The following is a 13549-nucleotide window of genomic DNA, read 5'->3' as shown; positions in this document are numbered from 1 at the left end:
CGGGTCTTTCACTGCGGCTATTCCTCGGACCTAGGGCCTATATATAAATGGCCGTCTTCAATAAGATGACGTACCGGTATGGTATCTTCTCCCGGTGTTACCACTGCAAAAGAAAAATGCCCTTTTAAAACCTTTGTTTCTATATTGTGATGAAATTTAACTGTACCGGCAAATGCTGCATATACCAGATTCTCACTGTATTTGTCGGTAAAAGCGCAGACCACCGGACAGTCCGGGGCTGCCAGGTCGTATTCCTGTCCGTCCTGATGCGCCTCAACGTCAAGTTGAAGCCAAATTACCGCTAAATCAACAGCGTCGGCATCCAGCGGCGCTATACCCCAGGATTGCCTTTTTAATCTGCCGTCTTCTTCTGCATACTCGTATTTTCCCCCGGTGGTTATGGCGTTAAATGCCTTGCCATCAATAACTGCTTGTACAACATTTTGTTTTGACGGTAAAAGTTCAATAGATTTACCAAGGGGGCTACTGAATCGTTTTAAGGCCCGCGGGGCTAAATAAGGCTCTGACATAGCTACTCCAATAAGATAGGCTGAAGACGTGAGAAGTAACTGTAGAGTAAAAACCACAACAGTCAACAATTCAGAAGCAAAAGTAAAACACAAAATAAACAATTAAAACTTATCAACTAAAACTTATTCCAGTACCAGCGGTCAGCTCTGCGGCAGTGTTGATAGCAAAGCTACGCCACAATAAATAATTTGTTTTTATCATGGTGTTATATTCACCTCTTGGTTACCGGCGAGCAAACGACATCAGATCAATCGGAATGTTAAAATGCAAACGGGCTGCCTGTTGGCAGCCGGTTTACTGAGCTATGTTAATCGCGCCGGCATTGTGATAACCGCACGCCGTCAAAGTAACAGTCTAATTCAACCCACAAGCCGTTATAGGGCTGTAATGATGTATCGGCCGCCTCATAACCCCAGATCTTGTTAGCCTCGACCAGGCCTTCAACGTCCATTTCCGGCTCGTTACCGGCGCGGTCAATCTCTCTTACCAGATATTCGCCATCACGCAGCACACCTTCGAGTTCAATATTAGTGCCGTCCAACATGTCATAGCTTAAGCGGTCTTCCAGTTGGGTATACCGGTCAGTGACAAACTGATAACCGTTTATGCTTAGTTGGTTATTCTGGTAAGTAGCAACACCGGATAACGTAAACTGCTGCGGCTTAGCGTCTGTCGGAGGTGTGTCATCATCGAAATCGACCTCCAATAACAACGGCTGGCCATTAACCCGGCGTACCGTGACCTCTACAAAACGCCCGGCGCTAAGCTGCTGCTGTGTGCCATCGTCAAAGCGGGTGTCAGCAGTAACGTTAAACAGTTGGCGGCCGTTAAGCTCAAAAATAGTCTGGCTTTGATTAACCCAGCTGACCATGCCGGCAATTTCAGTGTCGCCCTGGCCGGCACTGTCCTGAATAACAACTTCACTGGCGCTAAAATGCTGGCCGCGGTAACGCCCCAGTACTTCAACCCATTGGCCGTTTTTTAACGTTTGAGCATTGGCCGCACTGTAATCCACACGGATATTATGCAGGCTAAATTGTTGCTGAGTGATATCCAGCGCGCTGATCCGGCCTTCAATTTCATCAAAAACCGGCCGCACATCAAACTTCAGCACCGCTGACGCCACCGGCGTTAATGACGTGGATGGCGTGGTACTGACAAGAACAAAATCACCGCTGCTTATGCCGGTGCCTGCCGTATGGTACAACACCTTAACGGCGCCGATATTAATACTGCCGGCCGACAGCGCTGACACTTCGCCGGCGAATGTCGGATCAAGATTGATATGGGTAACCTTGTTGGCCTGAGTTTGCATCCGCACGTTCATACCGGGCACTAAGGTTGCTACGGATACCGCGTCGCTGCCATAACTGACCGTTACACCAGTTAGCGCTACCGTATAATCATTAACTGTTATGCTGCTGCCGTTATTGCTCTTGATCATGCCGATAATGCTGTCCGGCAGTGGCTCGTCTTTGTCGTCCGGTAACAGCCCTACTTCGCAGGCACTAAGCAGTAACGACGCCGACAGTACCAGTAGCCAGTTAAGCCTACGTTGTTTACGAAACATAGATTTATTTATCCCGTAGATTAATTACGACTAATAAATGCTTGCCGCGTAGCAGGCACTTATCACTTAGTGTCGTAACAACTTTAAAGCAACGGGTAAAAATCAATATCAGACTACTCTGATTTCACCGTGTACGGTGCAGGGATAGGATAAAGGCGTTTTAAACTTTTGCTGAGTTTAGGATGTTATTACTGTTGATGTTGCGTTTCATTTCACGGCACACAAGCTGACACCAGTTTGCTGCGCCGTGTTTTTTTACCTCAGACGTGCTGATTATGGGGTAACCATTGGCTAAAGTCGGCGGCTGTCATTGGTTTGGCAAACAGATAGCCTTGTAACAACTCTATGCCCATTGCGGCCAGCACGGCAAAATCCTGCTCAGTTTCAACTCCTTCAGCGACCAGAATTAAACCCAGCCGGCGGCCTAACTGCACAGTGTTTTCCAGAATCAGTTTTTGCTGTGGCCGCTCCGAGATTTTATCTACCAGGCTGCGGTCAATTTTTAACCGCGTGGCCGGGATACGTGACAGCTGTTGCGCATTAGCAAAACCGGTACCGTAATCGTCGATAGCAATATCAAAACCTTGCAGCCGCAATGATGCCATGCTGTGAATGCTGGCGGCTAAGTCGGTCAGATTGGCACTTTCGGTGACTTCCCAAATAATGTCTGTTGACGTTGCGCCGTACTGCCGCAGCAGTTGCAGCAACTGCTGCATAAAATCCGGGTTAGGTAATGATAACGGCGAAATATTAACCGCCAGCCGAATATCCGCGCCCTGCTCAGCCCACTGCTGCCGCTGCTGCAAGGCCTGGCGCAGTACCACCAAGGTTAAGGCGTCTATCAGGTTGTAACGCTCTGCTGCTTCAATAAAGATGTCCGGGCTGATAAAACCCAATTGCGGATGTTGCCATCTGGCCAGTACTTCTGCCGCCATCAAGCTCCGATCTGCGGTGGCAACGATAGGCTGGTACATCAGATACAGCTGATTTGTCGCCAATGCCGCTTCCAGCATATCGGCACTAACCACCTTTGTCGCGGCCTGAGCCGGACTTTGATCGCGCCAGCGTTGTTGAATACGCAGTAAACATAACGCCAACAAATCAATATTAACCGGCTTGGCTATGGTGCCCAGTACACGCAAACCATCGGCCTCGGCCATGGTCGCCACACTGGTTAATAACAAGGGATCTTTTGAGCTGGCGATAATGATATTGTGGCACAAGCCGGCGCGGGCAATATGGCGCAACAATTCAACGCCGTCCATAACACCCATTTCCAAATCAACCAGCATGACGTCAAAACGCTGCAGCCGCGCCTGTTTTAATGCTTGCTCACCATTAGCGGCGTAACTGATGGCACTGACTTGCAACTGATGTAATAAACGGCTGGCGTATAACCGCTGTATGGTGCAATCTTCCACGATCAGTATGTTTAAATTCTGCATCCAATGCTCCTTGCTGCGCACCTTACCGGGTGCAATAACCAACCAAACCGGTTAGCTAAGCTGCGCCTTTGCCTGTTGATTAAAATTATCCAGTGCCATAAGCAACTGCCGGCCCAATGCTATACGATCGGCTGCCACGGCCTGTTCTATGCTGATACAAAGCTGCACCAGCACTGTGGCATCAATTAACAACATAGCACCTTTAATTTTATGTGCCAGCCGGGCAATGCTGTCTGCATCATCCAGCTGTATGGCCTGTGTTAGTGCGGTACTGTCGGCAACATTGCTCTTACACATTTCAGTTAACATTTCACGGGCGAAATCGCTGTCACCCTGTGCCAGCTTATGCAGCTTTTGTAACGAGAATACCGCGTTATCCGCACTAACATAAGGCATTAAGGCTTGCTGCAATTGTGCCATGCTAACCGGCTTAAACAAACAGTCATTCATGCCGGCATCGATACAACGGTTACGGTCTTGCTGCTCGGCACTGGCGGTAAGCCCCAACACCGGCAACTGGCATAGTTGCTGGCTTTGACGGATTTGCCGAACCAGCTGGTAGCCGTCCATTACCGGCATATTGCAGTCGGTAATAACCACATCAACCGTTACCTGTTGCAACAGCTGCAGTGCCTGCCGGCCGTCAGCGGCCTGCCACACCTGATGCGATAAGTAGCTAAGCTGACGCGCTAACAACATACGGTTTACGTCATGATCATCCACCACCAGCAGCCGTAACGGTGCCACATTAATGTCAGTTGGTAACAGGCTGATAGCCGCACCGGTGTCATCGCCGCTAACAGCGGCTGCCATGGTCAGACTAAGCGTTACACTGACACTAGTGCCCTGGCCTTGTGTACTGTCGATAGTAATATCACCTTGCATCAACTGAACAATAGCACGACAAATACTCAGGCCCAGCCCGGTTCCCCGCACTGCCACCGCCTGCGCTGAAGCCGTCTGGGAAAACGGCTGCATCAGCTTAGCCAGCTCGTGCTCTGCAATACCCACACCGGTATCTTCTACGCTCAGCCGCACGCTAAGCTGGTCGTTGGTTTGCGCCAGCAGCTGTAAGCTTAATGTGATGCCGCCGCTGGCGGTGAACTTAACCGCGTTACTCAGTAAATTTGCCAGCACCTGCCTGACCCGGCCGGGATCTGACATAACCCGCAACTGCTGCAGCTGCGGTGCAATATCCAGCTTCAGGTACAAGCCTTTTTGCCTGGCAACGCCGATAAATACCTTATAAACGCGCTGGGTTTCATCTGCCAGATTGCAGCTTTGGTTATACAGTTCTAGTTTGCCGGCTTCTATTTTGGCAATATCAAGAATATCGCCGATCAGCTCTTTTAACCCCTGGGCTGAGTCATAAGCAATGTCTATGGCTTCAAAATCCCATTGGCCGGTTTCGGCTTTATGTTTGGCCAGCTCCAGTGTACCTATAACAGCATGCAGTGGCGTGCGGATTTCATGGCTCATGGTGGCCAAAAAGGCACTTTTTGCTTTACTGGCCTGTTCAGCTTCATCTTTGGCCGCCTGTACAGCATCAAGTAAACGCTGGCGTTCACTGATATCGATCCAGCCGCCGATAACCCCAACCAGTTCACCGTTAACGTTATGGTGCGGTACCGTCCAGTGATATACGCGGTATAGTTGCTCACCAACCTGAATATTGCGATCGGCAAACAGGCCGCTACTGCTTTGTGCGGCTTCCTTGTACAGGTTCTGGTATCTATCGGTATCAGCAGTATTAAGCATATTCGATTCAGCCAGGGTTTTACCCGTTACCTGCGCTGCGGTTACATTAAAAAAGTTTAAATAAGCCTGATTACACAGCAGCAAGCGCCCTTGCTGATTATCGCGGACATAAATAGGGTAAGGTGTGCTGTCTATCAAAACACGGACAAATTTCAGCTGTTCCTGTAATGCCTGTTCAACCTGGCGGCGCGCCACAATTTGTTTTCTGAGGATAAAGTTCCACAACATAAAACCGCTGATTAACACTGCAGCCAGCACGGAAGCTATCTGAATTTCCGTTTGATAGTTTTTCCAGCTAATCGGGCTTTCTTCTGCCCGCCTGCCCCATTGCAGCGACAATTGAGCCAACTTTTCCGGCGGAATACTGATAATGGTTTTATCCAGAATACTGTGCAACATGGCATGCCGGTGTGGCATCGAGAGCGTAAAACGTGAATGCGCCGGCTTAAAACTGCTGGTAATACGTAGTTGTTCGCTGAAATAACGCTGCAGGTAATAACGGGCCGAGAATAAGTCGTTTACCATGGCATCTGCCTGGCCACTTAACAGCGCATCGTACGCCTGGGCCACATTATCCACTTTAAGCAATTTTATATCCGGATAAGTCAGCTCAATATAGCGCTGGGTGGCGTGGCCATTTAATATCGCCAGGGTTTTAGCGTTAAGATCATTCAGCGATAACGTAGCAGGTTTATCCAGACGGTTAACCAGTACATAAGAGGTGACAAAAAAAGGCCGGGTAAACAGTAACTGCTGTTGCCGTCCTTCGGTGGGCGCCAGCGTCGCGGCTAAATCAGCGCGGCCATCTTGTAACATCGCCAGCATATCCTGTAGGGAATTTGCTTCGACAATATTGAAATCCAGCCCGGTGCGTGACGATACAATCGCAAGAAAGTCCTGCACCAGACCGGTGTAATGGCCTTGCTTATCGGCATACAAAAAAGGCGCATTTTGCGGCATAATCACCAGATTTAACCGGGGATTAGCGGCCAGGAACTGTTGCTCCTGCGCTGAAAATACCAAGGGGTTTTCCAGCATATAAATGGTGCGGCCGGCACTCCAGCGTTGCAGAATTTTCTGCCGCTTAAAGCTGATATGTTGCAAAATTTTATTAATACTGCTGAGCAGTAAAGGCGCCTTGCTATTGACATAGAAATTAAACTCGCCCGAAGCCAACGGGGTAAAATTGGCAATTTCCAAATCCTGTAAGTGGTTAATATGCAGCAGATAATGCGCGGTAATAATATTACCGATATATAAATCAGCCTGCCCGAACGCCGTAGCTTCAATGGCCTCCTGCGGGCTGGAGTAAGGCATTAACACCGGTTGCTGAAAATGCTGTTGTAATAATGTGCCATCCAGATAATGCTCCGAATAAGCAATTTTAAGCCCGGCAGCGGGCGGGTTCTGTTGTTGCTTAGGCTGCACTACTACGGGAATATCATCAGCGTAAGCTATGCTGCTTACCACATCGGGGGCGTATAGATCGTGCTGGCCGGAATAACTGAAAAAATCAATCTCGCCGGCCAGCAGAGCTGCCGTTAACGCGGCTTTGGACGGATAGGTGTTTATTTTGATGGGTAACCGGGTAGCAAAGCTGATTAACCCCAGATAATCTGCGGTGATACCTTCGTATTCATCGTTGTTATTAATCATGGCAAAAGGTGGATTGTCTTTTGCTATGACGCCAAATACCAGGGCCTGCTTTTGCGACAACCAGTGCTGCTCTGCTTCTGCCAGCGTTACGACGATATTATCCGTACTGCTACGGGAAAACAGCTGTACAACGTCTGCATGTAATAGCCCACTGAACCACAGCAACATCACACACAGCAGATATTGCCTCATAACAATTGATTTCGTCTGGCAAATTCAATCAGTTCAAGCAAAGAGTTAAGCCCAAGCTTATCCATGATATTGGCTTTATGCGTACTGACTGTTTTGTAGCTAATGGCCATCGCGTCTGCTATATCGATATTCGCCTGCCCCTGACACAATGCCCTTAACACCTGAAGTTCGCGGTTTGTCAGGCTGTTTAGCAGTTCAGTTTCTGACATCACTTCAGCGGCCAGATTACCGCGGGCATCTGTTTGCGGAAAAAAACGATAGCCGCGCAGAATCATTTTTACCGCCTCGGCCAGATTCTCTAATTCTTCATGCTTGCCCAAAATGCCTGCCGCGCCGGCTTCTGCACAGCGCACAGCATACAGCGCCGGAGTTTGGGCTGTCAGAACCAGAATTTTGGTGGCCGGGTGGCTGGCGGTAACCCGCTTCATCACTTCCAGCCCGCTTAGCTGGGGTATATCCAGATCCAGTACCATAATGTCACATGGCTGATTGCGTAAAATTTTAATAGCATCAATGCCATTATCAGCCTCGGCAATAACGTTATATCCTTTTTGTTCCAGTAATTTTCTAACCGCCATCCGTAAAAACGGATGATCATCTACTATCATTGCGGAAAATGGATCCATTACGCAAATCCCTTAATACCAATAACGCCGTAGCATAAATGTTAGTTTAAGATAAACAAACAGGAAGGGCTGCATCATAAACACGGGATTTACAAAAAGCAAATAAGCAAAACCACGCCGACAGTATAAACTGCGCCGTGGTTACAATTTAAAACACACGATATTTATGGTTGCTTCAGATAAATATCAACCCTGCGGTTTAACTGCCGGCCAGCGGCAGTTTTGTTATTCGCTACCGGCAGCGTGTCACCGGCCCAGCTGATATCAAGCTGCTGTGGGGCGATTCCGGCGCGGAGCAATACATCGGCAATACTTTTCGCCCGCTGTGCAGACAACGCCATATTATGAGCTGCAGGGCCGGTAGCGTCAGCGTGGCCTGTTATCCTCAGCCTGGCGCCGGGTTGTTGTTGCAGTTGGCGGATAATATCGGCCAGCACAGGCTCTGCCGGCGTTAGTGCCGTTGCGGCGTTAGTTGCGAATTGAATGCTCAGAGCAATAAGATTCGCCGGCGCTGTTTGCGCTGCTTCGGTTGCTGCTGCAACTTGTGTTTGCACTGGCGTTGTAACATGTAAAGCAACAGGTTTTTGCCCGCCAGGCTGCGGAGCAGCAGAATTTGAACGTGACGGCGGCGTGGCACCAAAGCGGTAACTCAGTCCTGCCGACAGCAGATGTAAGTCAAACTCTGTATTGCTGCTCAGTTTAAGATTGGGGCTCCACTGGTACTCCAGCCTGGCACTGAGGTTATCAGCAAAATAAAACGCCATACCGGCACCCAACACTGGTGCCCAGCCGCGCTTGTTATATTGATTGTCATCAATAGCGGTGTTTACCAGGCTTGGGGCAAACCAGCGCATGGCTCCTGCTTTAGCATACAGTGAGGCTTCACTGCCAAGACGCCAGTGTATTTTAGCACTGACATCTATAGCCCGCAGATGACTGCGTGCTGATAACGGCTCAGGCTGAATAACATCCCACAGCTGAAAATACGATGTCTCGACCGACCATAGCTGTCGGCTGTCATATTCGGCGAACACGCCAATACCATGGTGCAAGCCATCACAATCAGCCTGCAGCGGCTGGCAACGGGTTTTATCGGCCGACAGCACTTTGGCGCCGACGGCCCATTGCGGCTCATCTGCCGCCAATGCATTACCGGTTAAAACAACAGAAAAAACCATAGTACTGATAGCGATAGTACTGATACTGCTAAGCGATTTCATAATGCGGATTTTACCTGCGAAGCTGATACGGCCGGAGCATCGAAAATGGCGTTACGCAGCCATAACCGCTCTTCTTCCGTTAACTGAGTTGTTTTGGAACGGCTATGATTAGGCGCTGCTTTATGCTGCCCTGCCGCCAACTGCATTGACATAATAAGATTGCCGTCTTGTACCGCGACGGACAACTTAGAGCCAACCACCAATCCCATCGCATTGAGCACGCTGTCAGGAATACTGACAATGACATTGCCATTAAATTGATGCAGCTCCAACACTGCGGTTTTATGTTGCATGATCAGGATACCAGGTAATTGCCAGATATTAGCCAGCATAAACACCGGGCTTTTCCCAACCAATCAGATAACTCTGATTTAACAACCTTGTGTAAGGGCAGCCGAAACAAACAGATTATCGGTTTCGTCTGCTTCCAACCTAACTTACAGCCCGCATGGCATCGCTTGCCGGAGCCGTTGTTGTGGCTGTCGGGCTGCAATTTGTCTGACTTTTATCGTTGCAGCGTTACCGTTGGCTCGCGCTGTTGTTGCCACAGCGCCGGGTTAGTGCGTAAATACTCGATAAACGCTTGTGCGGCCACTTTGCAATCTACGCCGTCGGTTTTGCACGGCAATGCCGCCACATTGTGATAACGGGCGCTGAAAGATTGAGTGCCGCTGCTGTCTTGTGTGGCCTCAACCCGCGTTACCGGATACAGCGCCACTTGCTGCTGGCGCAAAATAATATCCAGCCGGTTGCTGTGTGCGGCCTGTAATTGCTGCAACAGCTGCCAGCCGTCGTTGCCATCGGCCAGGTAACTGGTAGTAACCAGGCTATAACGTTGTTGCGGCTCAACCGCTTGCCAGCGTCCTTCCTGTTTTATATCCAGCCTGGTTAGTTCTGCGGTAGCAGGTCCGGTTTGCTGTGCCACATAACGTATACCACTGACATAAGGAAACTTGCCGGTGTGAGCACCGGTTACCACCGACTGGCTGATAATATCGCTCAGCAGCGCGCGTAAATCAGCGCCACTGACACTGAGTACGCTAAGCGGTGTGTCAAACGGCAGTACTTCCAGACGGATATTGCCCTCGCGCACTTCACCGGCCGGCAACGCCGCACGGATATTACCGGCGCCAATCAGCGCCAGTTGCACCGGGCGTTTCATCAGGCTTTGCACCTCAGTGCGGTTAACGTAGTGCAACAGAGCGTCGGCAACATGGCCTGCCAACACTGAGCCATGGCTGTTGCTGCCACCAGAGCCCGGCAGCCGTACATGAGGTATTTCAGCGTCAGTGGTGCTTATTACTTTGCCATAGGCCTGTTGCACGGCCGGTAAGTATGTTGTATCCAGCAAACTGCGCAGCGCTTTATCTTCTGCCACAATGGCCGTGCGCGGCAGGCCGGCTATATAGCGCTCAGTCTGTGCTTGCTTATCTGCGCTGATGCGGCTTGATTTATCGCGCAGTGCAGAGCTGAAATAATCCGTGCTTGCCAGTAAGGTATTCTGCCCGGCGCAACTTAGCAGCTCACCGGCAGAGTTAAACTGCAGCCGCGCCTGGCCGACGGCTTGAGCAAACTGTCCGGCTTGCACTACGCAGGTTTGGCCTTTGCCATCCGGGTTAGTCACCATTTCGGCATAAGGCCGCTGGTTGCCTAAGTACCAGTGGCGAAAATCGCCCAACAGGCTATGCGAATGGCCGCCGACGATGGCATCGATACCATTAACTGCCCCGGCCAGCGCCAGATCGCGCTGATGGCCCAAATGCGTCAGCGCGATAATATGCTTAACACCCAGTGCTGTTAACGCATCTACGGTTTGCTGTGCACTTTGTATTTCATTGTTAAACACTACAGCACCGGTATCGGGTACTATGGCGCGCATATCCTGCAGCGCCAGGCCAAACACCGCCACCAGTTCACGCCCGGCTGCTGCATCAACACTGGCTAGCGGCTTTAGTTGGTTGTTATCCAGTACAAATAAGCTGTAAGGTTTCAGGTTTTGGCTATTTACCAACAACGGCTCAGCGGCTGTATCAATATTGGCGGCCAACAGCGGAAAGTTTACTTTATCGACAAAGTCGGCCAGCTTGGTTAAACCTATATCAAACTCATGGTTGCCCAGCGCCATGGCATCGATATTCATCCGGTTTAACACATCAATATTAATGCGCTGCTCAAACAGCTCAAAATAAGCACTGCCTTTAAAAGCATCACCGCCGTGTAAAAACAGCGCCGGTACGCCTTCTTGCGCCGCTTGGGCACGCAGTTGCTGCGCTTGGGTTAACAAGCGCGGATGGCCGCCAATATAGCTGTACAGCGGCTTGCCGGCGGCATCTTTAACGCTGGCCGGGCTGGCATCAAACTGCGAGTGGGTATCGTTAATATGAATAAGGCTTAAACTTAAGCCAGGTTGTGCCGGCGGCACTGAACCACAGCCAACCAATAGCAGTGCAGAGACAAGCATTGAAGAGACAAATCGCATAAACGGCAAACCCGGGTTGCGGAGCAAGAAATACGGATACAGGCCGCTACCTTAAGCACAAACTGCAGCAAGCTCAAGTGAAAAACCGCAGTTGCAGCTTGTTTATCTGCGCAGCGGCTGGCAGGATCGCCGGCAACAAGAACAGACGAGGTTTATTTATGGCGGCTATCGCAAGTGTGGCCCTGCTGGTAGCAGACTACGACGAGGCTATTGCCTTTTACACCGGCAAACTCGGCTTTGATTTACTGGAAGATACCGCTTTGGGTGGCGGTAAGCGTTGGGTTCAGGTTGCGCCAAAACATAACAGCGGCACGGCTTTGTTATTGGCCAAAGCCGGCAATGAAAAACAGCGCTTAGCTGTGGGCGATCAGGCCGGTGGCCGGGTATGGCTGTTTTTGCAAACCGATGATTTTTGGCATGATTACAATGCGATGCAACAGGCCGGTGTGATATTTCACGAGGCACCACGCCAGGAAACTTATGCTACTGTCGTGGTGTTTGAAGACTTATACGGCAATAAGTGGGATTTACTGCAACGGCGCAGTTAATTAAGCCGGCGGCTGTTTATTTGCCGGCTGACAACATTAAAGCGCGGCGCTGATTTTCTCTGCCAGGGCTTTTATTTTTTCCATATCACCCATCGCCGCACCATGGCCGGATAATTTGCTTAAATGCTCCGGAATAAGATGAAAATGCAAATGCGGCACGGTTTGCCCCGCTGCTGTACCGTTTAACTGCAGCAGCACTACCCCTTCAACGCCCAGCGTAGATTTAAGCGCCGACATCACTTTTTGCACTGTGGTCATGGTGTGGGTAAGCTCATCCGCCGGAATGTCCAGCAGGGTTTCGGCAGCAAACTTGGGGATCACCAGCGTATGGCCGTCGGCCTGCGGCATAATGTCCATAAAAGCCAGGCTGTAGTCATCTTCATACACTTTAAAGCCGGGAATTTCGTCGCGCAGAATTTTGGCAAAAATATTGTTGTTATCGTAGCTCATGCAGTTCTCCTTAATGCGGGCCAATACAGCAAACTTAGCCGATTATGCCAGTACTTGACGATATTAAACCAGCTTTTGACGGAACAGATTAGTACGCAAACGCGGGCTGGAACCCCGTTTTGGTCGCCACAGAGTGTCTGAGCCCTGCCGCAGGCAGTAGGGCGAGTTGCTGTGGCGAGCCAAGGCGGGTGTTGCAGCAAAGCGTTTTAACTGCGCAAATACCGTGCATGAAAACGCAGATGCTGTTCAATAAAGCTGGCGATAAAGTAGTAGCTGTGGTCATAGCCTGCTTGCATACGAATATCGGCTTTCGCACCGCTTTGCTTAGCCGCTGCAATTAAGCTTTCAGTGCGCAGTTGCTGCGGGTAAAAATTATCTGCTGTACCTTGATCAACCAATAGTGGCAGCGGGTTTTTCGCGCGAATTAGCAGCAAAGATGCATCATATTGCTGCCATTGGCTTTTATCATCGCCTAAATAGCCACTAAAAGCTTTAATACCCCAAGGGCAATTTACCGGGTTACAAATCGGTGAAAATGCCGACATGCTGCTATAACGTGCAGGGTTACGCAAGCCAATCACTAAAGCGCCATGCCCGCCCATAGAGTGGCCACTGATAGCGCGTTTATCCGACAGCGGCAGCTCAGCTTCCAACAGCTGCGGCAACTCGCTGACAATATAGTCGTACATGCGGTAATGCTTAGCGAACGGCTCGTGCGTGGCGTTAACATAGAAGCCTGCGCCCAGGCCAAAATCGTAGGCGCCATCTGCATCGTCCGGCACGCCATCGCCGCGCGGACTGGTATCCGGCATAATCAGTGCTATACCCAATTCGGCAGCAATACGCTGGGCGCCGGCTTTGGCAGAAAAGTTTTCATCCGTACAGGTTAAACCCGACAACCAATACAGTGCAGGCACAGCTTGTGTTTCGGCCTGTGGCGGTAAAAACACCGAGAACTGCATATCGCAGTTCAGCACAGTGGATGCATGGGTAAAACGAATTTGTTTGCCACCAAAGCAGAGCTGTTCACTGGCTTTGGTTAATTTCTTTGTCCCGGATGCCGTCATAATGGGT

General features: G+C 50.2%; 11 protein-coding genes. 1 reads left to right on the top strand and 10 read right to left on the bottom strand.

Features of this window, described 5'->3' with window-relative positions:
* Nucleotides 1-17 precede the first annotated feature (17 nt).
* From ACTZWV_RS07555 to ACTZWV_RS07520, 8 genes are all read right to left on the bottom strand, one after another.
* Nucleotides 18-530 (bottom strand): hypothetical protein, encoded by a 513-nt coding sequence (locus ACTZWV_RS07555; protein ID WP_444785958.1) that lies wholly within the window; start codon nucleotides 528-530, stop codon nucleotides 18-20.
* Between the two features lie 308 nt (nucleotides 531-838).
* The gene (locus tag ACTZWV_RS07550) at nucleotides 839-2101 is read right to left on the bottom strand and encodes a DUF5666 domain-containing protein (RefSeq protein ID WP_444785957.1); all 1263 of its coding nucleotides are present in this window, start codon (nucleotides 2099-2101) and stop codon (nucleotides 839-841) included.
* A 260-nt stretch (nucleotides 2102-2361) separates the two neighbouring features.
* Nucleotides 2362-3546 (bottom strand): EAL domain-containing response regulator, encoded by a 1185-nt coding sequence (locus tag ACTZWV_RS07545; RefSeq protein ID WP_444785956.1) that lies wholly within the window; start codon nucleotides 3544-3546, stop codon nucleotides 2362-2364.
* Between the two features lie 51 nt (nucleotides 3547-3597).
* Nucleotides 3598-7152, bottom strand: coding sequence for a response regulator (locus ACTZWV_RS07540; protein WP_444785955.1), 3555 nt, complete (start codon nucleotides 7150-7152; stop codon nucleotides 3598-3600).
* Nucleotides 7149-7778, bottom strand: a complete 630-nt coding sequence (locus ACTZWV_RS07535) for a response regulator (RefSeq protein ID WP_444785954.1) — start codon at nucleotides 7776-7778, stop codon at nucleotides 7149-7151. Before ACTZWV_RS07535 ends, ACTZWV_RS07540 begins: the two co-directional genes overlap by 4 nt.
* Before the next feature lie 164 nt (nucleotides 7779-7942).
* Nucleotides 7943-8998: an OmpA family protein gene (locus ACTZWV_RS07530; protein WP_444785953.1), complete on the bottom strand. Its 1056-nt coding sequence runs from the start codon at nucleotides 8996-8998 to the stop codon at nucleotides 7943-7945.
* On the bottom strand, nucleotides 8995-9330 hold the full coding sequence (locus tag ACTZWV_RS07525) for a hypothetical protein (protein ID WP_444785952.1): 336 nt from the start codon (nucleotides 9328-9330) through the stop codon (nucleotides 8995-8997). Before ACTZWV_RS07525 ends, ACTZWV_RS07530 begins: the two co-directional genes overlap by 4 nt.
* 173 nt (nucleotides 9331-9503) lie before the next feature.
* The gene (locus tag ACTZWV_RS07520) at nucleotides 9504-11477 is read right to left on the bottom strand and encodes a bifunctional metallophosphatase/5'-nucleotidase (protein ID WP_444785951.1); all 1974 of its coding nucleotides are present in this window, start codon (nucleotides 11475-11477) and stop codon (nucleotides 9504-9506) included.
* A 158-nt stretch (nucleotides 11478-11635) separates the two neighbouring features.
* On the opposite strand from ACTZWV_RS07520, the gene ACTZWV_RS07515 reads away from it, so the two are divergent.
* On the top strand, nucleotides 11636-12025 hold the full coding sequence (locus ACTZWV_RS07515) for a VOC family protein (RefSeq protein ID WP_444785950.1): 390 nt from the start codon (nucleotides 11636-11638) through the stop codon (nucleotides 12023-12025).
* A gap of 36 nt (nucleotides 12026-12061) precedes the next feature.
* Here ACTZWV_RS07515 and ACTZWV_RS07510 read toward each other — a convergent pair whose 3' ends face one another.
* A complete protein-coding gene (locus ACTZWV_RS07510) occupies nucleotides 12062-12475 on the bottom strand; it encodes an HIT family protein (RefSeq protein ID WP_444785949.1) in 414 nt (137 codons plus the stop codon).
* Nucleotides 12476-12681: 206 nt separating this feature from the next.
* Nucleotides 12682-13542 (bottom strand): S-formylglutathione hydrolase, encoded by an 861-nt coding sequence (fghA, locus tag ACTZWV_RS07505; RefSeq protein ID WP_444785948.1) that lies wholly within the window; start codon nucleotides 13540-13542, stop codon nucleotides 12682-12684.
* Nucleotides 13543-13549: the final 7 nt, after the last annotated feature.

This window comes from Rheinheimera sp. NSM, assembly GCF_052380015.1.
Lineage (GTDB): Bacteria > Pseudomonadota > Gammaproteobacteria > Enterobacterales > Alteromonadaceae > Alishewanella.
The sequence above is the reverse complement of the archived record's forward strand: the minus strand, read 5'-3'. Positions and strand labels throughout refer to the sequence as shown.